This is a genomic window from Pseudomonas sp. 24 E 13 (assembly GCF_900004715.1).
Classification (GTDB): Bacteria; Pseudomonadota; Gammaproteobacteria; order Pseudomonadales; family Pseudomonadaceae; genus Aquipseudomonas; species Aquipseudomonas orientalis_A.
Window position 1 is genome coordinate 102749 of record NZ_CVTO01000153.1, and the last position, 19796, is coordinate 122544.

At 60.5% G+C, this 19796-nt stretch carries 20 protein-coding genes and 1 other RNA gene; 13 read left to right on the forward strand and 8 right to left on the reverse strand.

Annotated elements, in window-relative coordinates; translation table 11 throughout:
* Positions 1–163: 163 nt before the first annotated feature.
* The 6 genes from BFP90_RS23720 (at position 164) to BFP90_RS23745 (ending at position 7437) form a co-directional block, all read left to right on the forward strand.
* Positions 164–859 (forward strand): FadR/GntR family transcriptional regulator, encoded by a 696-nt coding sequence (locus BFP90_RS23720; RefSeq protein WP_065887010.1) that lies wholly within the window; start codon positions 164–166, stop codon positions 857–859.
* Between the two features lie 120 nt (positions 860–979).
* Positions 980–1309: a thioredoxin TrxA gene (trxA, locus tag BFP90_RS23725; RefSeq protein WP_015886460.1), complete on the forward strand. Its 330-nt coding sequence runs from the start codon at positions 980–982 to the stop codon at positions 1307–1309.
* Between the two features lie 234 nt (positions 1310–1543).
* Positions 1544–2803 carry a transcription termination factor Rho gene (gene rho / locus BFP90_RS23730; RefSeq protein ID WP_003176825.1) on the forward strand — a complete coding sequence of 420 codons (1260 nt, stop codon included), beginning with the start codon at positions 1544–1546 and terminating at the stop codon, positions 2801–2803.
* A gap of 157 nt (positions 2804–2960) precedes the next feature.
* Positions 2961–4943 (forward strand): acyltransferase family protein, encoded by a 1983-nt coding sequence (locus BFP90_RS23735; protein WP_065898115.1) that lies wholly within the window; start codon positions 2961–2963, stop codon positions 4941–4943.
* Positions 4944–5002: 59 nt separating this feature from the next.
* Entirely contained in the window at positions 5003–6469 is a 1467-nt protein-coding gene (gene ubiD / locus BFP90_RS23740; protein ID WP_065887012.1) for a 4-hydroxy-3-polyprenylbenzoate decarboxylase, read from the forward strand.
* Positions 6469–7437, forward strand: coding sequence for a CDP-6-deoxy-delta-3,4-glucoseen reductase (locus tag BFP90_RS23745; RefSeq protein WP_065893903.1), 969 nt, complete (start codon positions 6469–6471; stop codon positions 7435–7437). The genes ubiD and BFP90_RS23745 overlap by 1 nt, the downstream gene beginning before the upstream one ends.
* 181 nt (positions 7438–7618) lie before the next feature.
* Here the strand turns inward: BFP90_RS23745 and BFP90_RS23750 are convergent, their stop codons facing one another.
* Positions 7619–8101 (reverse strand): sn-glycerol-3-phosphate transporter, encoded by a 483-nt coding sequence (locus tag BFP90_RS23750; protein WP_065898116.1) that lies wholly within the window; start codon positions 8099–8101, stop codon positions 7619–7621.
* A 327-nt stretch (positions 8102–8428) separates the two neighbouring features.
* Here BFP90_RS23750 and BFP90_RS23755 point away from each other — a divergent pair, with 327 nt between their 5' ends.
* Positions 8429–10816, forward strand: coding sequence for a TonB-dependent receptor plug domain-containing protein (locus BFP90_RS23755; RefSeq protein WP_065898117.1), 2388 nt, complete (start codon positions 8429–8431; stop codon positions 10814–10816).
* Positions 10817–10843: 27 nt separating this feature from the next.
* Positions 10844–11497 carry a gamma-glutamylcyclotransferase gene (locus tag BFP90_RS23760; RefSeq protein WP_065887016.1) on the forward strand — a complete coding sequence of 218 codons (654 nt, stop codon included), beginning with the start codon at positions 10844–10846 and terminating at the stop codon, positions 11495–11497.
* Here the strand turns inward: BFP90_RS23760 and glpT are convergent.
* Complete coding sequence (gene glpT, locus BFP90_RS23765) at positions 11494–12831, reverse strand: glycerol-3-phosphate transporter (RefSeq protein WP_065887017.1); 1338 nt, start codon at positions 12829–12831, stop codon at positions 11494–11496. The genes BFP90_RS23760 and glpT overlap by 4 nt on opposite strands.
* Before the next feature lie 211 nt (positions 12832–13042).
* Positions 13043–14020 (reverse strand): NADPH:quinone oxidoreductase family protein, encoded by a 978-nt coding sequence (locus BFP90_RS23770; RefSeq protein ID WP_065893900.1) that lies wholly within the window; start codon positions 14018–14020, stop codon positions 13043–13045.
* 150 nt (positions 14021–14170) lie between these two features.
* Here BFP90_RS23770 and BFP90_RS23775 point away from each other — a divergent pair, with 150 nt between their 5' ends.
* Positions 14171–14587: a flagellar basal body-associated FliL family protein gene (locus BFP90_RS23775; protein WP_065887019.1), complete on the forward strand. Its 417-nt coding sequence runs from the start codon at positions 14171–14173 to the stop codon at positions 14585–14587.
* 4 nt (positions 14588–14591) lie between these two features.
* On the opposite strand, the gene BFP90_RS23780 is transcribed toward BFP90_RS23775, so the two are convergent.
* Complete coding sequence (locus tag BFP90_RS23780; RefSeq protein WP_065898118.1) at positions 14592–15041, reverse strand: EVE domain-containing protein; 450 nt, start codon at positions 15039–15041, stop codon at positions 14592–14594.
* 194 nt (positions 15042–15235) lie between these two features.
* On the opposite strand from BFP90_RS23780, the gene BFP90_RS28890 reads away from it, so the two are divergent.
* Positions 15236–15382 (forward strand): hypothetical protein, encoded by a 147-nt coding sequence (locus tag BFP90_RS28890; protein WP_015886446.1) that lies wholly within the window; start codon positions 15236–15238, stop codon positions 15380–15382.
* A 6-nt stretch (positions 15383–15388) separates the two neighbouring features.
* Here BFP90_RS28890 and BFP90_RS23785 read toward each other — a convergent pair whose 3' ends face one another.
* The 4 genes from BFP90_RS23785 to BFP90_RS23800 all read right to left on the reverse strand — a co-directional run bounded on the left by BFP90_RS23785 (position 15389) and on the right by BFP90_RS23800 (position 16809).
* Positions 15389–16018: a 5-formyltetrahydrofolate cyclo-ligase gene (locus BFP90_RS23785; RefSeq protein WP_065898119.1), complete on the reverse strand. Its 630-nt coding sequence runs from the start codon at positions 16016–16018 to the stop codon at positions 15389–15391.
* 58 nt (positions 16019–16076) lie between these two features.
* Positions 16077–16255: non-coding RNA, 6S RNA (gene ssrS, locus BFP90_RS23790), on the reverse strand.
* 30 nt (positions 16256–16285) lie between these two features.
* A complete protein-coding gene (locus BFP90_RS23795; RefSeq protein ID WP_065887022.1) occupies positions 16286–16603 on the reverse strand; it encodes a cell division protein ZapA in 318 nt (105 codons plus the stop codon).
* Positions 16600–16809 (reverse strand): TIGR02449 family protein, encoded by a 210-nt coding sequence (locus BFP90_RS23800; RefSeq protein WP_003177365.1) that lies wholly within the window; start codon positions 16807–16809, stop codon positions 16600–16602. The genes BFP90_RS23795 and BFP90_RS23800 overlap by 4 nt, the downstream gene beginning before the upstream one ends.
* A 139-nt stretch (positions 16810–16948) precedes the next feature.
* Between BFP90_RS23800 and BFP90_RS23805 the strand changes: the two genes are divergently transcribed.
* From BFP90_RS23805 to ubiH, 3 genes are all read left to right on the forward strand, one after another.
* Positions 16949–17506: a YecA/YgfB family protein gene (locus tag BFP90_RS23805; RefSeq protein WP_065898120.1), complete on the forward strand. Its 558-nt coding sequence runs from the start codon at positions 16949–16951 to the stop codon at positions 17504–17506.
* A 20-nt stretch (positions 17507–17526) separates the two neighbouring features.
* Positions 17527–18849 carry a Xaa-Pro aminopeptidase gene (gene pepP / locus BFP90_RS23810; protein ID WP_065898121.1) on the forward strand — a complete coding sequence of 441 codons (1323 nt, stop codon included), beginning with the start codon at positions 17527–17529 and terminating at the stop codon, positions 18847–18849.
* Positions 18846–19796, forward strand: a 951-nt coding sequence (gene ubiH / locus BFP90_RS23815) for a 2-octaprenyl-6-methoxyphenyl hydroxylase (RefSeq protein WP_065898122.1), incomplete at its 3' end; no start/stop codon positions are given. The genes pepP and ubiH, both read left to right, overlap by 4 nt.

Sequence of the window (19796 nt, forward strand, 5' to 3'; positions counted from 1 at the left end):
TCGTTGAGATGAGATGGTCTTACTGGTCTGAACAGTCGTTGAGCTTTTCGCACCCTTTTCGAGCGCCGTGAAAAGCGCGCGAGCCCCTTTGGGGCGTGGCTTGCCGGCAGACATGAATAGCTTTACAACTAGTCACTCAATCGACTGCAACCTTGAGTTTTCCATGAATTCCATCGCTCAAGCCGTACCGGAGGCGGCCCTGCAGGCCATCCGCAAACTGATCAAGGAGCAGGGCTTCGGGCCGGGCGATGCATTACCTTCTCAACGTGATCTGGCGCTGCGCCTGGGCGTCAGTCGGGCGTCGTTGCGGGAAGCGTTATCGTCCTTGAGCGCCCTGGGTGTGGTCAGCGTGCAGCCGGGCAAGGGCGTGTTCGTGCAGGTACCGCAGCCGCCGTCCGAACTCGCCTGGCCGTTTGCGGCGCAGGCCACGCCGCTGGATATCTTCCAGCTGCGTTACGCCCTTGAAGGGTTCGCAGCCGGTTTGGCGGCGGTCACCTTGACCACCGATGAACTCGACAGCCTCCAGGACAATGTCGAAGCAATGCGCAAGGTGCTTAAGGCCGGTGACTTTGAAAGCGCCGCCCGGCTGGACTTCGAGTTCCATCGGCGCATCCTGCTGGCCAGCGGCAACCAGGCGATGGTGAGTATCCTGAGCGCCAGCGCCGAGGTCTTCCTGGAAAGCCAGAAACTACCGTTCATCCGGCCGGAACGCGCCATGGAAACCTGGCAGGAACATCGCAAGATCCTGCGCGCCCTGGCCCGGCGCACCAGTGCGGCAGCGCAGAAAACCATGCAGGAACATGTACGTAATGCGGCGATGCGCACGGGCATTGCCTTCGTCACACCTGTCTCGCCGTGAGCGGGCGATATTCAAAGTCATGCGCGGCCATAGCAACACTCAATCAGAGGCGGCTTCCTGAACGGGGGAAGGGCGGCTATGATGGGCAACGTTTTTTTTGCTTACAATCCGGAGACATCCATGAGCAACGATCTTATCAAGCACGTCACCGACGCGACCTTTGAGGCCGAAGTACTCAAGGCTGCCGGCCCGGTGCTGGTTGACTACTGGGCTGAATGGTGCGGCCCTTGCAAAATGATCGCTCCGGTCCTGGACGACATTGCAACCACTTACGAAGGCAAGCTGACCATTGCCAAGCTGAACATCGACGACAACCAGGAAACCCCGGCCAAGCACGGCGTGCGTGGTATCCCAACGTTGATGCTGTTCAAGAACGGCAACGTCGAAGCCACTAAAGTGGGCGCGCTGTCGAAGTCCCAGCTGCAAGCTTTCCTCGACGCCAACATCTAAGCGTCGCCAAAAAAGCCCCGAAAATCTCGGGGCTTTTTCGTAAAACAGGGCTAGACGCTCCGAAATTCAGGTGGTACATTCGGCCCCGCACTGGTTTCTCCACTGCCCCCTGCAAGCCGTCGCCGACGCATTCCTTTTCGATTAGTACGCGATCCTGTCGCCTTCTCTGCGGCGCGGCCTCATTAAGCCAAAAGCTTAATTTCCCCCCTCCATAAATGATTACGTCATTCCTATATGAATCTGACTGAACTCAAGCAAAAGCCGATTACCGACCTGCTCCAACTGGCCGAAGAAATGGGCATAGAAAATATGGCCCGTTCGCGCAAGCAGGACGTGATTTTCTCCCTGCTCAAGAAGCACGCGAAAAGCGGCGAGGAAATCTCCGGTGATGGCGTGCTGGAGATTCTCCAGGACGGCTTCGGCTTCCTCCGCTCTGCAGACGCTTCCTATCTCGCCGGCCCAGACGATATCTATGTCTCGCCGAGCCAGATCCGTCGCTTCAACTTGCGCACTGGCGACACCATCGTTGGCAAGATCCGACCGCCGAAGGAAGGCGAGCGTTATTTCGCCCTGCTCAAGGTCGACACGATCAACTTCGATCGTCCCGAGAACGCGAAAAACAAGATTCTCTTCGAGAACCTGACCCCGCTGTTCCCGACTGTGCGCATGAAGATGGAAGCCGGCAACGGTTCCACCGAAGACTTGACCGGTCGTGTGATCGACCTGTGCGCGCCGATCGGCAAGGGCCAGCGTGGCCTGATCGTCGCGCCGCCGAAAGCCGGTAAAACGATCATGCTGCAGAACATTGCAGCGAACATCGCGCGTAACAATCCTGAAGTTCACCTGATCGTACTGTTGATCGATGAGCGTCCGGAAGAAGTGACCGAAATGCAGCGCACTGTGCGTGGCGAAGTGGTTGCCTCGACGTTCGATGAGCCGCCAACCCGTCACGTACAGGTTGCCGAAATGGTCATCGAGAAGGCCAAGCGCCTGGTCGAGCACAAGAAAGACGTGGTGATCCTGCTCGACTCCATCACCCGTCTGGCCCGTGCCTACAACACGGTGATCCCGAGCTCCGGCAAGGTGCTGACCGGTGGTGTCGATGCCCACGCCCTGGAGAAGCCAAAGCGTTTCTTCGGCGCCGCGCGGAACATCGAAGAAGGCGGTTCGCTGACCATTATCGCCACCGCACTGGTTGAAACCGGCTCGAAGATGGACGAAGTGATCTACGAAGAGTTCAAGGGTACCGGCAACATGGAACTGCCCCTCGACCGTCGTATCGCTGAAAAGCGTGTGTTCCCGGCCATCAACATCAACCGCTCCGGCACGCGCCGCGAAGAGTTGCTGACCGCCGACGACGAACTGCAGCGCATGTGGATCCTGCGCAAGCTGCTGCACCCGATGGACGAAGTGGCCGCTATCGAGTTCCTGATCGACAAGCTGAAAACCACCAAGACCAACGACGAGTTCTTTCTGTCGATGAAACGCAAGTAATACGGCGTTTCAGGTCCGAAAAATGGCGTCCCGCCCGGGGCGCCATTTTTTTTGCGTCGAGATTCATCGTTTTTTATGGCATAAGTCTCCGTTAAGTAACAAAAATTGTATCCGCGACTACGCTCACTCCTTTCGTCACAGACTGACCACAATTCTTATGACCACTCTTGCTTACCGCAGGGACATTGACGGCCTGCGTGCCATCGCTGTCCTCGCAGTCGTGCTGTTTCACTTCGGCGTTCCTGGCCTCACCGGCGGTTTCGTTGGCGTCGATGTCTTCTTCGTCATTTCCGGCTTTTTGATCACGTCCATTATTTGGCGTGAGCGTCAGGCCGGGCGCTTCAGTTTCATCGACTTCTGGGCTCGGCGCGCACGGCGCATCCTGCCGGCGCTGTTCGTAATGATTGCGGCCACACTCGCGGTGGGCTGGTTTCTGTTGGCGCCCAAGGACTACGAAGAGTTGGGGCGGTCTGCGCACTATCAGGTGACCTTTACCTCCAACCTGTTGTTCTCGCGCCAGCATGGCTACTTCGATGCAGCTTCTGACATCAAGCCCCTGCTGCACACCTGGTCGCTGGCGGTAGAAGAGCAGTTCTACATTTTCTTCCCGCTGTTGCTCACGCTGCTTTCAGCTCGCCTGAAGCACTGGCGCCTGGCGCTGTTCGCGGTGCTGCTGGGCTCGTTTGGCATGAGCGTCTGGGCGGTTGAGCACGAGCCGCAAAAAGCCTTCTTCCTGCTGCACCTGCGTGCCTGGGAATTACTGGCCGGTGCGATGCTGGCGGTGCTGCCCAAATATCAATGGCGCGCTTCGCCTGCCCTGGCCCAGGGGGTCAGCCTGGCCTCCATGGCACTGATCCTGATCGCGGTATTCGGTTACGACGCGAAAACCCCGTTCCCAGGCCCGGCCGCGCTATTGCCGGTGCTGGGCGTGGTCGGGTTGATCTGGGCCAACGGGCAGCAATACACCTGGGTCGGGCGCCTGTTGAGTACGCGGCTGATGGTTGGTATCGGGCTGATTTCCTATTCCTGGTACCTGTGGCATTGGCCGGTGTTCGTGTACGCCAGCTATGCCGCGGTGGATGGCTTGAGCGTCCTGGAACTGGCCGGCTTGATGCTGCTTTCGTTGGTGCTGGGCTACCTGTCCTGGCGCTTCGTGGAAACGCCGTTCCGGGAAAAACGCTTGCTGGCCTCGCGTAAGGCGATTCTTGCTTCAGCCGTGGTCGGCATCCTGGGGCTGGGCTTTACTGGCTTGGCGATCCGTGAATTCGACGGTGTGCCGTCGCGCTTGTCTGAGCAGGCGTTGATTTTCGCGAAGGCAAAGAAGTGGAGCCCTGAGCTGATGGCGTGCATGGCTGACAAGGACACGCCCGATGAGCGGTTGTTCTGCCATTTCGGTCCCAAAAGTCAGTCGGTTTCGGCGCTGGTATGGGGCGACAGTCACGCCACCGCGCTGATTCCGGCGCTCAAAGAGGGCGCTGATCGCCATGATATCAGCGTGATTGAAGCCAGCTTTGCCGGCTGCATCCCCTTGGATGGCCTTGAGAACATTGCCCGGTGTGCGCATTTCAACCATCGCGTCGAGAAGGCGATGACCGAAAAGAAAATCAGCGATGTGGTGTTGGCGGCGCGCTGGAGCCTGTATGTCTACGGGCAAATGTCGGGTGACAAAGAGCATGCGCTCAAAGACCCCAGCACCGGCGAGTACGTGCAGGCTGTGGCTGAGCAACGCTTTGCCCAGGGGATGCGCGAGCGCATTCAGGCGCTGCGCGCTGCGGGGCACAAGGTCTGGCTGGTCAAGGAGGTGCCGCTGCAGGAAATCATCGTGCCTTACCGCCTCAGTCGCCTGGCAATGATGCACCGACCGTTTGACGGCGAAGGTCTCGACGTAGCCAAGCATCTCAAGCGCCAGGCGTTTATCAGTCAGTTGTTCGACGAACTGGCGGCCGCCGACAGCGGCGTCGCGGTGCTGGACCCGGCGCCCTCGCTGTGCGGCACCGATGGCTTGTGCCGGGTCGAGCTCAACGGGCGCGCGCTGTACACCGACGATAACCACCTGTCTGAAGTGGGCGCGCGGCATATCGAGGCCTTTATGGAACCGCTGTTCAGTTCGCTGCAGTCACGGGGGCTGACGGCCAATTAAGCTGCCAGCCGCCTCGAGAGCAGGTAGGATGTACGCCTATTTTACGGGTGGCATGGTTAATGAAATTCAAGGATCTTCGGGATTTCGTGCAGCAACTTGAGCAGCGCGGAGAGTTGAAACGTATCCAGATGCCGATTTCACCGGTACTGGAAATGACTGAGATTTGCGACCGTACCTTGCGTAACAAGGGCCCGGCGCTGTTGTTCGAGAACCCGACCGGCTACGACATTCCGGTGCTCGGCAACCTGTTCGGCACACCCGAGCGCGTCGCCTTCGGCATGGGCGCCGAGGCGGTCAGCGAACTGCGCGAGATCGGCAAGCTGCTGGCCTTCCTCAAGGAGCCCGAGCCGCCCAAAGGTTTGAAGGACGCCTGGTCGAAGCTGCCGATCTTCCGCAAGATCATTGCCATGGCGCCCAAGGTGGTCAAGGACGCGGTGTGCCAGGAAGTGGTCATCGAAGGCGATGACGTCGACCTGGCCATGCTCCCCGTGCAGACCTGCTGGCCCGGCGACGTCGGCCCGCTGATCACCTGGGGCCTGACCGTCACCAAAGGTCCGAACAAGGACCGCCAGAACCTCGGCATCTACCGCCAGCAAGTGATCGGCCGCAACAAGGTGATCATGCGGTGGCTGAGCCACCGTGGCGGCGCCCTGGATTTTCGTGAATGGTGCGAAAAACACCCGGGCCAGCCATTTCCGGTCTCTGTGGCGCTGGGCGCCGACCCTGCCACCATTCTGGGCGCAGTGACGCCGGTGCCGGACAGCCTGTCCGAATACGCCTTCGCCGGCCTGCTGCGCGGTAACCGCACCGAGCTGGTGAAGTGTCGCGGTAACGATCTGCAAGTGCCGGCCACCGCCGAAATCATCCTGGAAGGTGTGATTCATCCCGGTGAAATGGCCGATGAAGGGCCTTACGGTGATCACACCGGCTACTACAACGAAGTCGACAGCTTTCCGGTGTTCACCGTTGAGCGCATCACCCATCGGATCAAGCCGATCTACCACAGCACCTACACCGGCCGGCCACCGGATGAGCCGGCCATCCTTGGCGTGGCGTTGAACGAGGTGTTCGTGCCGATCCTGCAAAAGCAGTTTCCGGAAATCACCGACTTCTACCTGCCGCCGGAAGGTTGCTCGTACCGCATGGCCATCGTCACCATGAAGAAGTCGTACCCAGGCCATGCCAAGCGGGTAATGCTGGGTGTGTGGTCGTTTTTACGACAGTTCATGTACACCAAGTTCGTTATCGTCACCGACGACGACATCAATGCCCGCGACTGGAACGACGTGATCTGGGCCATTACCACGCGCATGGACCCCAAGCGCGACACGGTGATGATCGACAACACGCCGATCGATTACCTCGACTTCGCTTCGCCGGTGTCGGGGCTTGGGTCGAAAATGGGCCTGGATGCCACTCACAAATGGCCGGGTGAAACCACCCGCGAGTGGGGCCGGGTCATCGTCAAGGATGACGCCGTGACTGCTCGCGTCGATGCAATCTGGAAAGAATTGGGAATAGATTGATGCGTGTAACCCTGCAACCTTCCGGCGCGGTACTGGAACTGAACCCCGGCGAACGCATCCTCGACGGCGCGCGCCGCCTGGGCTACGAATGCCCGCAGGCGTGTCGCAACGGCGTATGCCACGTGTGTGCGGCGCTGTTGGTGGAGGGCCGTGTGCAGCAGGGCGGTGAAGTGCGCGATCATGGTGAGTTCTACACCTGCATCGCCGAGCCGTTGGAAGATTGCATTGTGTTGTGGGATGGCGTGCTGGCGCCGGGGGAGTTGCCGGTGCGCAAATTGTCGTGCCAGTTGAGCGAATGCGTGGAAGTCGGCGGCGATGTGTGGCGCGTGCGCCTGCGGGCGCCGGCTGGCAAGGCGGTGCGTTACCACGCCGGGCAGTACCTGATGATCGAGCGTGAGAACGGCGAGAAGTCGGCGTTTTCCCTGGCATCGGCACCTCACTGCGGCCGCGAGCTGGAACTGCATGTGCTGGCCCGTGAGGACAGCGCACGCAACCTGTTGGAGCAGCTACAGCGCAACCGGATGGCGCGGGTTGAACTGCCGTTCGGTGACACCCACCTGGCCCAGTTGCCGGACGGGCCGCTGGTGCTGATCGCCGCCGGCACGGGCATGGCCCAGATGCACAGCCTGATCGAGCATTGCCGGGCTTCCGGCTTCAAGCACCCGGTGCACCTGTATTGGGGCGTGCGTCGCCCGGAAGATTTCTACGAGATCGAGCACTGGGATCAATGGCGGCAACTGCCCAACCTGTTCCTGCACAAAGTCGTCAGTGACCTGTGCGGTTGGGAAGGGCGCTGCGGCTTGCTGCATGAAGCCGTGTGCGAAGACATTACCGACCTCAAGGCCGTGCACGTGTACGCCAGCGGATCACCGGCGATGATCTACGGCACGCTGGATGCGTTGGTCGACGCCGGGATGGATGCGCACCAGATGCGCGCCGACGTATTCGCCTACGCCCCGCGTCCCTGACGTAATCAACGTATGGGAGGGGGCTTGCCCTGATGCCGCCCTCTGTAGGAGCGAGCTTGCTCGCGAAAAACTCACAGGCACCGCGTTCATTCAGGAAACACGCGTTATCGTTGACGGTTTTCGCGAGCAAGCTCGCTCCTACAGACAGGGCTTGCACCCTCCCACATTGATTTGCGCCCGTTCAGAATCTTAGTCCAGTCGTCACCATCGCTGCATTGAACCCCAGCAACGCCAGTTCTGCCGCCATCGGCCCGTAATGCGTGCCCACGGACGCAATGATGACGGGCGCCACGCCATAACGGTTCAGGGGGATCTTGTCACGGTACTTGCCGCGATAACCCTGGATCGCCCCACCCGTGACCTTCAGGTACACCGGGTACTCGGCCATGTCATAGCGCTTGCCGGCGTATGCGTAGTAGGCGCGTTGCCTGAACGAGTTGCGAAAGGTCGCCGCGCCATAGACCAGGCCCGACGCTTCGTTGCGCTCCAGTCCCAGCAGGTTTTGCTGGTTGTTGTGCTCGGGGTCGGGCGCGAAATGCCGGGTGTAGACGCTGGTCTGCGCGTACCAGAAGCCTTTGTCGTCGTTTGCCGGTGGGGTTTCAGCTGCCAGTGCAGTGGTGGCCTGGGCCAGGAACAACAGGCCAGGCAAGCGGATTTTGTGCATGGGCGGCCTCGATAGTCGATTGGGTGAGCGGCTAAGTGGGTCGTGATGTGTGCGGCATTTTGGCGGATTGCCCGCTGCTCAGGCTGAACCTGGGCTGAAAGCGCTCGGATTGCCGTCGCAGTGGCTGATGAGCGGGGGAGGGTGCTTATGCCTTCGCTTATTCTTTTAAGGTATTTATTTTATTCGATGAATATCTTTAGGCTATATGCCAACGGACTACCGACTTCATCCACAGCCACCAATCACTGACCGCTACCGCCCGCCAGCCGGATCGATCGTACGAACTCAGAGCGTTGAAGTTCTATTAATTGATTCATAGGGAGCGGTATGGGGAGCTACAGAAAACACGCGTTATACACGGCGATTTTGTCGGCCAATTTGCTGACCACCGTGGGATTCAATCCCGTTCTGGCGGATGAAACGTCCGCCGTCGATGCGCCCCAACTGGATACGGTCATCGTGACCGGCACCCGCGCCCAGGAGCGCACCGCCAGTGCTTCGCTGTCGCCAATCGATGTGATCTCCGGCGAAACCCTGCGCAGTACCGGTTCCGACGAGCTGGGCGCGGTGCTGGCGCGCCTGATCCCATCGATCAACTTTCCACGGCCGAGCCTGGTGGATGGCGCCGAGCTGGTACGCCCGGCGCAGTTGCGCGGTTTGTCACCGGACCAGGTGTTGGTACTGGTCAACGGCAAGCGCCGTCATACCAGCGCTTTCGTCAACCTCGGCGGTGCGGTCGGTCGCGGTTCGGCACCGGCGGACCTGAATGCAATCCCACTGTCGGCGGTGGACCACATCGAAGTGCTGCGCGATGGCGCGTCGGCACGTTACGGCTCCGACGCGATCGCCGGCGTGATCAACGTGATCCTCAAGCACGACGACCAGGGCGGTTCGATCTCCACTCGGTTCGGCGGGTACAAAAAAGGTGACGGCATCCAGCGTAATGTCAGCGGCAATACGGGCCTGGCATTGGGCGAAAACGGCTTTATCAATCTGTCGGCCGAAGGTGCCGACAACGATTACACCAACCGTGCCGGCAATGATTACCGCCCAGGCAGCGTCGGTTCCACCACCTACGGCCAGCGTGTATTCCGTCAAGGCGAGCCGGCCACCAATGAGGGCAAATTCCAGTTCAACTCGGAATATTCCTTCAACGATGCCGCCGAGTTCTACAGTTTCGGTGGCTACAGCAAGCGCCGCGGCGAGACGGCAGCGTTCTACCGCGCCAGCAACGCTTCCAACAATATTGCGGCACTCAACCCCAACGGCTACCTGCCGCTGATCAAGGGCAACCTGGAAGACACCTCGCTGGTGGTGGGCCTGCGCGGGCTGCTCGCCTACGACTGGCACTACGACCTGTCGGCCAACTACGGCAAGAATCAGTACGAGCTCGGCACCGAAACCATCAACACCTCTCTGGGCCTGGCGACGCCGCGCAAATTCAACAACGGCACCCTGAGCAACGAGCAGAAGCAAGTCAGCCTGGACCTGTCCCGTGAGTTTGATCTGGGCTGGCTGCCGTACCCGGTGGCCGTGGCGTTCGGCGGTGAATACTTGCATCAGGGCTATGAAATCCAGGCAGGTGAGCCCGCGTCCTACTACCAGACCGGCAGTTCTGGCCTTGGCGGGTTCCGCGATGCCGATGCCGGCACCAGTACGCGGCATAATTGGGCGCAATACCTGGATTTGGAAACCCACTTCACCGAAAAACTCAGCGCCTCGGCCGCCGTGCGCCATGAGGACTACAGCGATTTTGGCTCCAACCTCAGCGGTTCGCTGTCGGCGCGTTACGACTTCACCCCGCAAGTGGCGTTGCGCGGCAGCATTTCCAATGGCTTTCGCGCGCCGTCCCTGGCCCAGCAGAACTTCGCCTATACCTCATCGCAATTGATCGGTAATACGATCCAGGAGGCCGGCACGTTCCCGGCCAACAGCCAAGTGGCGCGCCTGCTCGGTGCCGAAGACCTCAAGGCTGAAAAATCGCGTAACTACAGCCTTGGCCTGGTGCTGGAGCCTGCCGACGACCTGACGGTGACACTGGATGTGTACCGCATCGACATACGCGACCGCATCAGCCTGTCGTCCAACCTGAATCTCAATCCGGCGACGGTGGCCTACCTGCAAGCTAACGGTGTCGGCAATATCAACTACACCACAGCGCGTTATTTCACCAACGCCACCGACACCAGCACCGACGGTGTCGACCTGGTGGCCAACTATCGCTATCAGTTCGATAACGGTATTCGCTGGAACAGCACCGTGGGCTACAACTACAACCACACCAAGGTCACCGATGTGAAGGCCAATCCGGCCGTCCTCGACAGCCTGGGCGCCAACCTGGTGCGGGTGGACCGTCGCGAGCGCATCGGCCTGCTCGGCGATACCACACCCCAGCACAAGCTGAGCCTGGGCAACGACTTCACCTTCGGCAATTGGGCGCTGCACAGCAACCTGGTGCGCTATGGTGAGTTCACCAGCTACCAGGCGGACAAGGTCAACGACCAGACCTTCAAGGCAGCCTGGGTGCTGGACCTGTCGGCGGACTACAAGTTGAAGAACTGGACCTTCACGCTCGGCGGCGACAACGTCACCGATAAATACCCCGAGAAGGTCAATGCCTACGCCAGCAGCGGCGGCAACCTGGCCTACAGCACTTTTTCGCCGTACGGTTACAGCGGCGCGTTTTATTACGGTAAAGTCGCTTACAACTGGTAGCACACAGGAGGCGCAACGCTTTTCGCCATGACCGCCATTGAAACCGATCTTTTGCAGTTGGCTTACCCTCCGCGGCTCGATCTTGGGCCGCAACTCACTCACGAACAATTAATGAGCTCGATGCAGGCCACCATGGCCCGGCATAAGGGTGGGCCGGTCTGGCTGTTTGCCTATGGTTCGTTGATCTGGCGTCCTGAATGTTCGTCGAGCGAGCGGGTGCGCGCACGGGTTCACGGTTATCACCGTGGCCTGTACCTGTGGTCCCACGAGCACCGGGGTACGCCGGAGTTGCCGGGCCTGGTCTTCGGGCTGGATCGGGGCGGTTCGTGCAGCGGGTTTGCCTACCGCTTGCCGGAAGATCAGTTGGAGGCTTCGCTGTATGCGTTATGGCAACGCGAAATGCCTTACCCCTCCTACAAGCCGCACTGGCTCAGTTGCCGCCTGGAAGATGGCAGTCAGGTGCAGGCGTTGGGATTTGTGCTGGAGCGGCACTTGCCCAGCTATGCCGGCAACTTGCCCGATATCGTACTGAACCATGTGCTGCAAAGCGCTTGCGGGCGTTACGGCACTACTCGCGATTATGTCGAGCAGACCGTGAACGCCCTGCGTAGCCACGCCATGCCAGATAAAAACCTGGAGGCGCGGCTCAAGCGTTGTGCGAAGGATTGCCCGGGCAGTTAGCGCGCCGAGCTGACGCTGTTGGTGTGCCACAGGGTCGGGATCAGGAAGGCGATCGCCAGCACGCACGCGCCAATCAGCAGCACGAAACCACCGTCCCAACCGAAGTGGTCCACGGTGTAGCCCATCGCCGCGCTCGCCGCCACCGAACCGCCCAGGTAGCCGAACAGGCCGGTGAAGCCAGCCGCGGTGCCGGCGGCTTTCTTCGGTGCCAGTTCCAGCGCCTGCAGGCCGATCAGCATCACCGGGCCGTAGATCAAAAAGCCGATGGAGACCAGCGCAATCATGTCGACCATCGGGTTGCCCGGCGGGTTGAGCCAGTAAACCAGAGTCGCCACGGTCACCAGCGCCATGAACACGATGCCGGTCAGGCCGCGATTGCCACGGAAGATTTTGTCCGACATCCAGCCGCACAGCAGCGTGCCCGGGATACCAGCCCACTCGTAAAAGAAATACGCCCAGGACGACTTGTCGACCGTGAAATGCTTGGCTTCTTTCAGGTAGGTCGGCGCCCAGTCCAGTACGCCGTAGCGCAGCAGGTAGACGAACACGTTGGCGAGGGCGATGTACCACAGCATTTTGTTGCGCAGCACGTACTTGACGAAGATTTCCTTGGCGCTGAATTCGTCTTCGTGGCTGGCGTCGTAGCCTTCCGGGTAGTCGTTCTTGTACTGCTCGATCGGCGGCAGGCCAACCGATTGCGGCGTGTCGCGCATGGTGATGAAGGCAAACGCCGCCACTGCCAGCGCCACCGTGGCCGGGACGTAGAACGCCGCATGCCAGTCATTGAACCAGGCCATGCCCAGCAGGAACAGCGGACCGATCAGGCCGCCGCCGACGTTGTGCGCCACGTTCCACACCGAGACCACGCCGCCGCGTTCTTTCTGCGACCACCAGTGCACCATGGTCCGCCCACTTGGCGGCCAGCCCATGCCTTGGGCCCAACCGTTGATGAACAGCAAAATGAACATCATGGTCACGCTGGACGTCGCCCAAGGCGCGAAACCGAAAATGAACATCACCCCCGCTGACACCAGCAGGCCGAAGGGCAGGAAGTAACGCGGGTTGGAGCGGTCGGACACCAGGCCCATGAGGAACTTGGACAGGCCGTAGGCAATCGCGATGGCCGACATCGCCAGGCCCAGCTCACCGCGGGTATAGCCCTCGTCGATCAGGTAGGGCATGGCCAGGGAGAAGTTTTTGCGCAGCAGGTAATAGCCGGCGTAACCGAAGAAAATACCGGCGAAGATCTGCCAGCGCAGGCGTCGGTAGGTGCTGTCTATTTTTTCTTCAGGCAGGGGCGCCTGGTGTGCGGCAGGTCGGAAGAAAGCAAACATTCAAGGGCTCCAAATTTCTTGTTTTGACTGCGGATGCGAATGTTACAGTTTCGTTACCGAAAATAGCATCGCCTCTTATCCGCAAACACAGGAAATGGGAGCAATTGCATGTTCTCTTATGAACATGTCGCGAATAGGTAAGTGTGGGTCGTTGAGGATCAAATGTGGGAGGGGGCAAGCCCCCTCCCACATTGACGGCATTCCACTTCGGTCAGCGGATTTGCACCACAACCTTACCCACCGCCTTGCGCTGCCCCAGGTCATTGATCGCCTGGGCCGCCTGTTCCAGCGGGTACACCTGTGACACCAGCGGCTTCAACTTGCCCTCGGCATACCAGGTGAACAGTTGCTGAAAATTGGCCGCATTGTCCTGCGGCTGGCGCTGGGCAAACGAGCCCCAGAATACGCCCACCACCGCCGCGCCCTTGAGCAGTGCCAGGTTCACCGGCAATTCGGGGATGCGCCCGCTGGCAAAGCCCACTACCAACAGACGACCATTCCAGGCGATCGAGCGGATCGCCTGGTCAAACAGGTCACCACCCACCGGATCGTAGATCACATCGGCGCCGTTGCCGTCGGTGAGGCGCTTGACCTCATCCTTGAGGTTGGCTTCGCTGTAATTGATCAACTCATCGGCGCCGGCCGCCTTGGCCACCGCGAGTTTGTCGGCGCTGCTGGCGGCGGCGATCACCCGGGCGCCCATGGCCTTGCCGATTTCCACGGCGGCCAGGCCCACGCCACCGGAAGCGCCGAGCACCAGCAGGGTTTCGCCGGGTTGCAGGTTGGCGCGCTGTTTCAGCGCGTGCATCGAGGTGCCGTAGGTCATGCTGAAGGCGGCCGCGGTGTTGAAGTCCATGCTCGGCGGGATCGGCAGCACGTTATAGCCCGGCACCGCCACCTGCTCGGCAAAACTGCCCCAGCCGGTCAGGGCCATCACGCGATCACCGACTTTCAAGTGGCTGACCTTCTCCCCGACGTCACTCACCACGCCCGCCGCTTCGCCACCCGGAGAAAACGGGAAGGGCGGCTTGAACTGGTATTTACCCTCGATGATCAGGGTGTCCGGAAAATTCACCCCGGCCGCGTGCACGTCCAGCAGGACTTCGTTCTTCTTGATCGCGGGGCTGGCTATCTCTTCCAGCACCAGGGTTTCGGCGGGGCCGAAGGCTTTGCACAGCACAGCTTTCATCGGACTATTCCTTTTGGCGTCGTGGCCGATAAGTGTAGGAGGGTACGCCCGTGGGTCAACAAGCATGCCCGCGCCTGATAAGTCCCCATAAGCTTGTGCTCAGCCTTGCTAGCGTTATGCTACCCGGCAATCGAATTCGAGGAATGAACTGTGAAAGCGTGGATCCTGTTGATGCTGGCCCTGACCTTGCCGATGGCCGCCCAGGCCGAAGAAGCCAAAGAGGCCAAAGAGGGCGAGGCGCCGAAGGTCAGCTATATCAGCCTGACGCCGCCGTTCGTGGGCAACTACGGCCTGGATGGCACGGCAAAACTCAAGGTATTCAAGGCCGACATCGCTCTGCGCGTCACCGGCACCGAAGCCGCCGCAGCGGTCAAAGCCAATGATGCGTTGATTCGCAACCAACTGGTGGCACTGTTTACCCAGCAGACCAACGAAGCCATGAGCACGGTTGAAGGCAAGGAAAAGCTGCGCCAGGAAGCGTTGAAACAGACGCAGCAGGTGATGAACGATGAGACCGGCAAGCCGATGGTGGAAGACCTGTTGTTCAACAACCTGATCATTCAGTAACCCTTCAACGCAACGCCAGGACTGCCGCCCACTGTTCGGCAGTGACCGGCATCACCGAGAGCCGGCTGCCTTTTTGCACCAGAGGCAGTTCGGCCAGCGCGGCCTGCTGTTTCAGGTAGCCCAGGCCCAGCACCTTGGGAAAGGTCTGCACGTGCGCGACGTCAATTGCGCTCCACGGGTTTTTTTCCGGTGTGGCCTTGGCATCGAAGTAGTGGCTTTCTGGTTCCAGTGCGGTGGGGTCGGGATAGGCGGCCTTGGCGATCTTGCCGATGCCGGCAATGCCTGGCTCGGGGCAGCTGGAGTGGTAGAAGAAGAATTCGTCGCCCACCGCCATGGCCCGCAAAAAGTTGCGCGCCTGGTAATTGCGCACCCCGTCCCAGCGGGCTTCACCGAGCGTTTCCAGGCCTTTGATCGAGAGTTCGTCGGGCTCGGATTTCATCAACCAGTAGGCCATTTTTGCGCTCCTGAAAAAGGCATTGGGCAAGTTGTCGGGCAATCCCATGACAAACCGACAGTCGGTTGGCGTCAAGGTTTGCGTGTTGGTTCACGTTACCGCAGAATGCCGGGCTTCAAGCTTGGCGCAGCTGCAACGGACTACTTTGGAACGTTGTTGTCATCGTGTACGAGATGCCTGAAGGGGGGCAATCGATGCAACGTAAACCGGATTTACTATGGATATTGGTTATTTTGTTTGGTCTGGGTGTCGTGACCACCGGGTATGCCCAGAGCTTGTGGTCGAACAAGACCGATGCACCGGTTGAGCTTTCGCCTGTGCAGCAGCAATTCAAGCGTTAACGCGATTTAAAGCGTCGCTGGTTCCGGCGGCGTTTCTGCTACATACCATTGCTTTTCGGTGACAGTGCCCGCCAGCGGCACGTCCCAACTCGCCTGCGCCAAGCGATCGACTTGCTGACATTCATGGGCCAACCCCAGCAGCGTCGGCTTGCGCCATGTGTTGCGCCTGGCCAGGTAAGCCAGGCTGCGGTCATAGAAACCGCCGCCCATGCCCAATCGCCCACCCTCATTATCGAACCCCACCAGCGGCAGCAGCACCAGGTCCAGCGCCCACACTTTGCGTTGGCGGTGGGCATCGGCCCGAGGTTCGAGAATACGAAAGCGGTTGGGCAGCAACTTATCCCCAGGCCGCACGCGCTGGAACACCATTTTGGTACGCGGCCACGCACTCAGTACCGGCAGGTAGGTGGCCTTGCCCCGGCGCTGGGCAGCGCGCAGCAGCAGGCGCGGATCGATTTCACCGTCCGTCGGTAGATACAGGGAAATATGTCTGGCCCGGCGAAACAGCGGGTGCTGTGCCAGTTGCCGGTAAAGACCTTGCGCGGCCTGACGCTGCTCGCTCGGTGTCAGAGCGCGGCGTGCTTTGCGCAACAGGCGTCGAAGTTGCGGACGGGAAAGCGGCGCAGGTTCGGTCATGGCTGTTCGGCTCATAAAACAATGCCAGTCCGAAGACTGGCATTGAGTTTGGGAATTCAGGCTCCCCGGCAGAGCCGCTGTCGACTAAGCCCTTGAACCCGAAAGTTCAAGGTGGAAGAAGCAGTAGGCTTTAAGGCTTTCCGTCTAGCGGACATGCACACCAGCCCAACGTGCAACTTCCAGGGTAGTGCGAATCGGCTCCGGGACATCGCCGACTGGCAAACACGCCAGGGAGTGAGGCGAGTATACCTTAAACTGACTCGGCAATCAGCCCTTGGGTGCGTCGGAATCGGTGGAAAGCGCCAGGTCGACGCGTTCGAGCAGGTCACGCACCTGCTCGCGGGTCGAGCCGCTGGCCTGCGCGTCAGGGCGTTCCTGCTTGTGCAGCAGGTCGTGGGTAATGTTCAGTGCAGCCATCACGGCGATGCGGTCGGCGCCGATTACTTTGCCGCTGCTGCGGATTTCACGCATCTTGCCGTCCAGGTAGCGGGCAGCGCTCACCAGGTTGCTGCGCTCCTCCTGGGGGCAGATGATCGAATACTCTTTGTCGAGGATCTGCACGGTAACGCTATTGCTTGAACTCATGAGTCTTGCTCCAGGGCCTTCAGGCGCGAAATCATCGATTCGACCTTACGCCGGGCGATTTCGTTTTTTTCAATGAGGTGAGCGCGTTCCTCGCGCCAGGTCTTTTCCTGAGCTAATAGGAGTCCGTTTTGACTCTTAAGTTGCTCGACCCGATCAATTAGCAGTTCGAGTCTGGCCATCAGCGCTTGCAGGTCGGTGTCTTCCATTGGGTTCCACTGGATTTTGTCTGATGAATGGCAACTTCAGGATAAACGATCTGACGCCCTCGATAGTCTTGGTGCGTCTGCCGGTGCTAGGATACAGCGCTCCATTCTAGACATTGCGCCGTCTGGCGCCTAGCTCACCATGCCCATTCAGAACTCCCCGTACGACGCTTTTTCCAAACTGCTGAGCACCAGCGGTCATCCTTGCTCGCCTGCCGAACTGCATGGCGTGCTGTTGGGCCGCAGTTGCACCGGCGTGGGCTTCGATGCCGACAACTGGCTGGCCGATGTGGCCGAGCTGCTGGAAACCGAACCGACCGAGAACGTGCGTAACGCGCTGATCGGCCTGCAAGAGATGGTCAAGGGCGAGCTGACCGGTGATGACGTCACCGTGGTCCTGCTGCTGCCGACCGACGACGCACCGCTCGCCGAGCGCGCCGCAGCACTGGGCCAATGGTGCCAGGGCTTCCTCCACGGTTTCGGCGTGAATGCCGGCGGCCTGGAACTGAGCACCGACGCCAAGGAAGTGTTGCAGGACCTGGCGGCCATCTCCCAGGTGCAAGATGCCCTGGAAGAGTCCGAAGACGGCGAGGGCGACTATATGGAAGTCATGGAATACCTGCGCGTTGCGCCGTTGCTGCTGTTCACCGAGACCAGGAAGTCCGCTGAACCTGCGGTGCCCAAGCCGTCGCTGCACTGAAAAAGGAAGCCCATCTGCCCATGATCCATATCCCCAAAGCGGAATACACCCGTCGCCGCAAGGCGCTCATGGCGCAGATGGAACCCAACAGCATCGCGATCCTGCCGGCCGCCGCCGTGGCGATTCGCAACCGTGATGTAGAGCATGTCTACCGTCAGGACAGCGACTTTCAGTACCTGAGCGGCTTCCCTGAACCGCAGGCGGTGATCGTGCTGATGCCCGGTCGCCAGCATGGCGAGTACATAATGTTCTGCCGCGAACGCAACGCCGAACGCGAATTGTGGGACGGCCTGCGCGCCGGTACCGAAGGCGCGATCCGCGATTTTGGCGCTGACGACGCGTTTCCCATTACCGATATCGATGACATCCTGCCCGGCCTGATTGAAGGCCGCGACCGCGTGTATTCGGCCATGGGCAGCAATGCCGAATTCGACCGGCATGTGATGGAGTGGATCAACGTGATCCGCTCCAAGGCGCACCTGGGCGCCCAGCCGCCGAACGAATTCGTTGCCCTGGATCATTTGCTGCACGACATGCGCCTGTATAAATCGGCGGCGGAAGTGAAGGTGATGCGCGAGGCGGCGCGAATTTCCTGCGCCGCCCATGTGCGCGCGATGCAGGCCAGCCGTGCCGGCCTGCATGAGTTCAGCCTGGAGGCCGAGCTGGACTACGAATTCCGCAAGGGTGGCGCGAAAATGCCGGCGTATGGCTCCATCGTGGCGGCCGGACGCAACAGCTGCATCCTGCATTACCAGCAGAATGACGCGCTGCTCAAGGACGGTGACCTGGTATTGATCGATGCCGGTTGCGAGATCGACTGCTACGCCAGTGACATCACTCGCACCTGGCCGGTCAACGGCAGGTTTTCGCCCGAGCAAAAGGCGATCTACGATATTGTGCTGGCCTCCCAGGAAGCCGCCTTCGCGCAGATCGCGCCGAACAAGCATTGGAACCAGGCGCATGAGGCGACCGTGCAGGTCATCACGGCCGGGCTGGTCAGGCTGGGGTTGCTGCAAGGCGAGGTTGACGAACTGATCGCCAGCGAAGCCTACCGCGCTTTTTATATGCATCGCGCCGGTCATTGGCTGGGCATGGATGTGCATGATGTGGGCGAGTACAAAGTCGGCGGTGAATGGCGCGTGCTGGAAGTTGGCATGGCCTTGACCGTGGAGCCGGGGATCTATATTTCACCGGATAACCAGAACGTAGCGAAGAAGTGGCGTGGCATTGGCGTACGCATCGAGGACGACGTGATAGTGACCAAGCAAGGCTGTGAAATTCTGACCGGCGCGGTGCCCAAGACGGTGGCCGAGATCGAAGCGCTGATTGCGGCTGCCCGATGAGCCGGGTCAACCTGGCGATCATCGGCGGTGGCCTGGTGGGCGCCAGCCTGGCGCTGGCGTTGCAGGCCGGGGCCAAGGCGCGAGGGTGGAAAATCGCACTGATCGAGCCCTTCGCGCCCGGCGACAGTTATCAGCCGAGCTACGATGCGCGTTCCTCGGCGCTGTCCTTTGGTGCCCGGCAGATCTATCAGCGCCTGGGCGTGTGGCAGGACATTTCCCGTCGCGCCGAGCCGATCAAGCAGATTCATGTGTCCGACCGTGGACGCTTCTCCACCGCGCGTCTGTCAGCCCTGGAAGAGGGTGTGCCGGCCCTCGGTTACGTGGTGGAAAACGCCTGGCTGGGCCAATGCCTGTGGCAAGGCCTGGATAAAGAGGTGGTCAGCTGGCGCTGCCCGGCGGAAGTCACGCGCATGGAGCCGCTGCCTGATGGCTACCGCCTGACCCTCAACGATGAAACCGTGCTCGAATGCGACCTCGCGGTACTGGCCGACGGCGGCCGCTCGGGCCTGCGCGAACAACTGGGCATCGGCGTCAAGACGCGCCCGTATAACCAGAGCGCGCTGATCGCCAACATCACCCCGAGCGAAGCCCATAATGGCGAAGCGTTCGAGCGCTTCACCGATGAAGGGCCGATGGCCTTGCTGCCGCTGCCCGACAACCGCTGCGCGCTGGTCTGGACCCGCATGGGCATGGACGCCCAGCGCCTGGCGGGCCTTGACGAGCGCAGTTTCCTCAGCGAATTGCAGGGCGTGTTCGGCTATCGCCTGGGCACCCTGAAGCAGGTAGGCGCGCGGCATCTGTATCCGCTGACCCTGGTGGAAGCGGAAGAACAGGTCCGCTCGCACCTGGTGGTCCTCGGCAATGCGGCGCACAGCCTGCACCCGATCGCCGGGCAGGGTTTCAACCTGTCCCTACGCGACGCCAACGCCCTTGCTGAAGCCCTGCTG

What these genes read in the sequence shown, in the direction of transcription:
- BFP90_RS23720 (WP_065887010.1), top strand. Translation starts at nt 164, where the DNA reads ATGAATTCCATCGCTCAAGCCGTACCGGAGGCGGCCCTGCAGGCCATC.
- trxA (WP_015886460.1), top strand. Translation starts at nt 980, where the DNA reads ATGAGCAACGATCTTATCAAGCACGTCACCGACGCGACCTTTGAGGCC.
- rho (WP_003176825.1), top strand. Translation starts at nt 1,544, where the DNA reads ATGAATCTGACTGAACTCAAGCAAAAGCCGATTACCGACCTGCTCCAA.
- BFP90_RS23735 (WP_065898115.1), top strand. Translation starts at nt 2,961, where the DNA reads ATGACCACTCTTGCTTACCGCAGGGACATTGACGGCCTGCGTGCCATC.
- ubiD (WP_065887012.1), top strand. Translation starts at nt 5,003, where the DNA reads ATGAAATTCAAGGATCTTCGGGATTTCGTGCAGCAACTTGAGCAGCGC.
- BFP90_RS23745 (WP_065893903.1), top strand. Translation starts at nt 6,469, where the DNA reads ATGCGTGTAACCCTGCAACCTTCCGGCGCGGTACTGGAACTGAACCCC.
- BFP90_RS23750 (WP_065898116.1), bottom strand. Translation starts at nt 8,101, where the DNA reads ATGCACAAAATCCGCTTGCCTGGCCTGTTGTTCCTGGCCCAGGCCACC.
- BFP90_RS23755 (WP_065898117.1), top strand. Translation starts at nt 8,429, where the DNA reads ATGGGGAGCTACAGAAAACACGCGTTATACACGGCGATTTTGTCGGCC.
- BFP90_RS23760 (WP_065887016.1), top strand. Translation starts at nt 10,844, where the DNA reads ATGACCGCCATTGAAACCGATCTTTTGCAGTTGGCTTACCCTCCGCGG.
- glpT (WP_065887017.1), bottom strand. Translation starts at nt 12,831, where the DNA reads ATGTTTGCTTTCTTCCGACCTGCCGCACACCAGGCGCCCCTGCCTGAA.
- BFP90_RS23770 (WP_065893900.1), bottom strand. Translation starts at nt 14,020, where the DNA reads ATGAAAGCTGTGCTGTGCAAAGCCTTCGGCCCCGCCGAAACCCTGGTG.
- BFP90_RS23780 (WP_065898118.1), bottom strand. Translation starts at nt 15,041, where the DNA reads ATGGCCTACTGGTTGATGAAATCCGAGCCCGACGAACTCTCGATCAAA.
- BFP90_RS28890 (WP_015886446.1), top strand. Translation starts at nt 15,236, where the DNA reads ATGCAACGTAAACCGGATTTACTATGGATATTGGTTATTTTGTTTGGT.
- BFP90_RS23785 (WP_065898119.1), bottom strand. Translation starts at nt 16,018, where the DNA reads ATGACCGAACCTGCGCCGCTTTCCCGTCCGCAACTTCGACGCCTGTTG.
- BFP90_RS23795 (WP_065887022.1), bottom strand. Translation starts at nt 16,603, where the DNA reads ATGAGTTCAAGCAATAGCGTTACCGTGCAGATCCTCGACAAAGAGTAT.
- BFP90_RS23800 (WP_003177365.1), bottom strand. Translation starts at nt 16,809, where the DNA reads ATGGAAGACACCGACCTGCAAGCGCTGATGGCCAGACTCGAACTGCTA.
- BFP90_RS23805 (WP_065898120.1), top strand. Translation starts at nt 16,949, where the DNA reads ATGCCCATTCAGAACTCCCCGTACGACGCTTTTTCCAAACTGCTGAGC.
- pepP (WP_065898121.1), top strand. Translation starts at nt 17,527, where the DNA reads ATGATCCATATCCCCAAAGCGGAATACACCCGTCGCCGCAAGGCGCTC.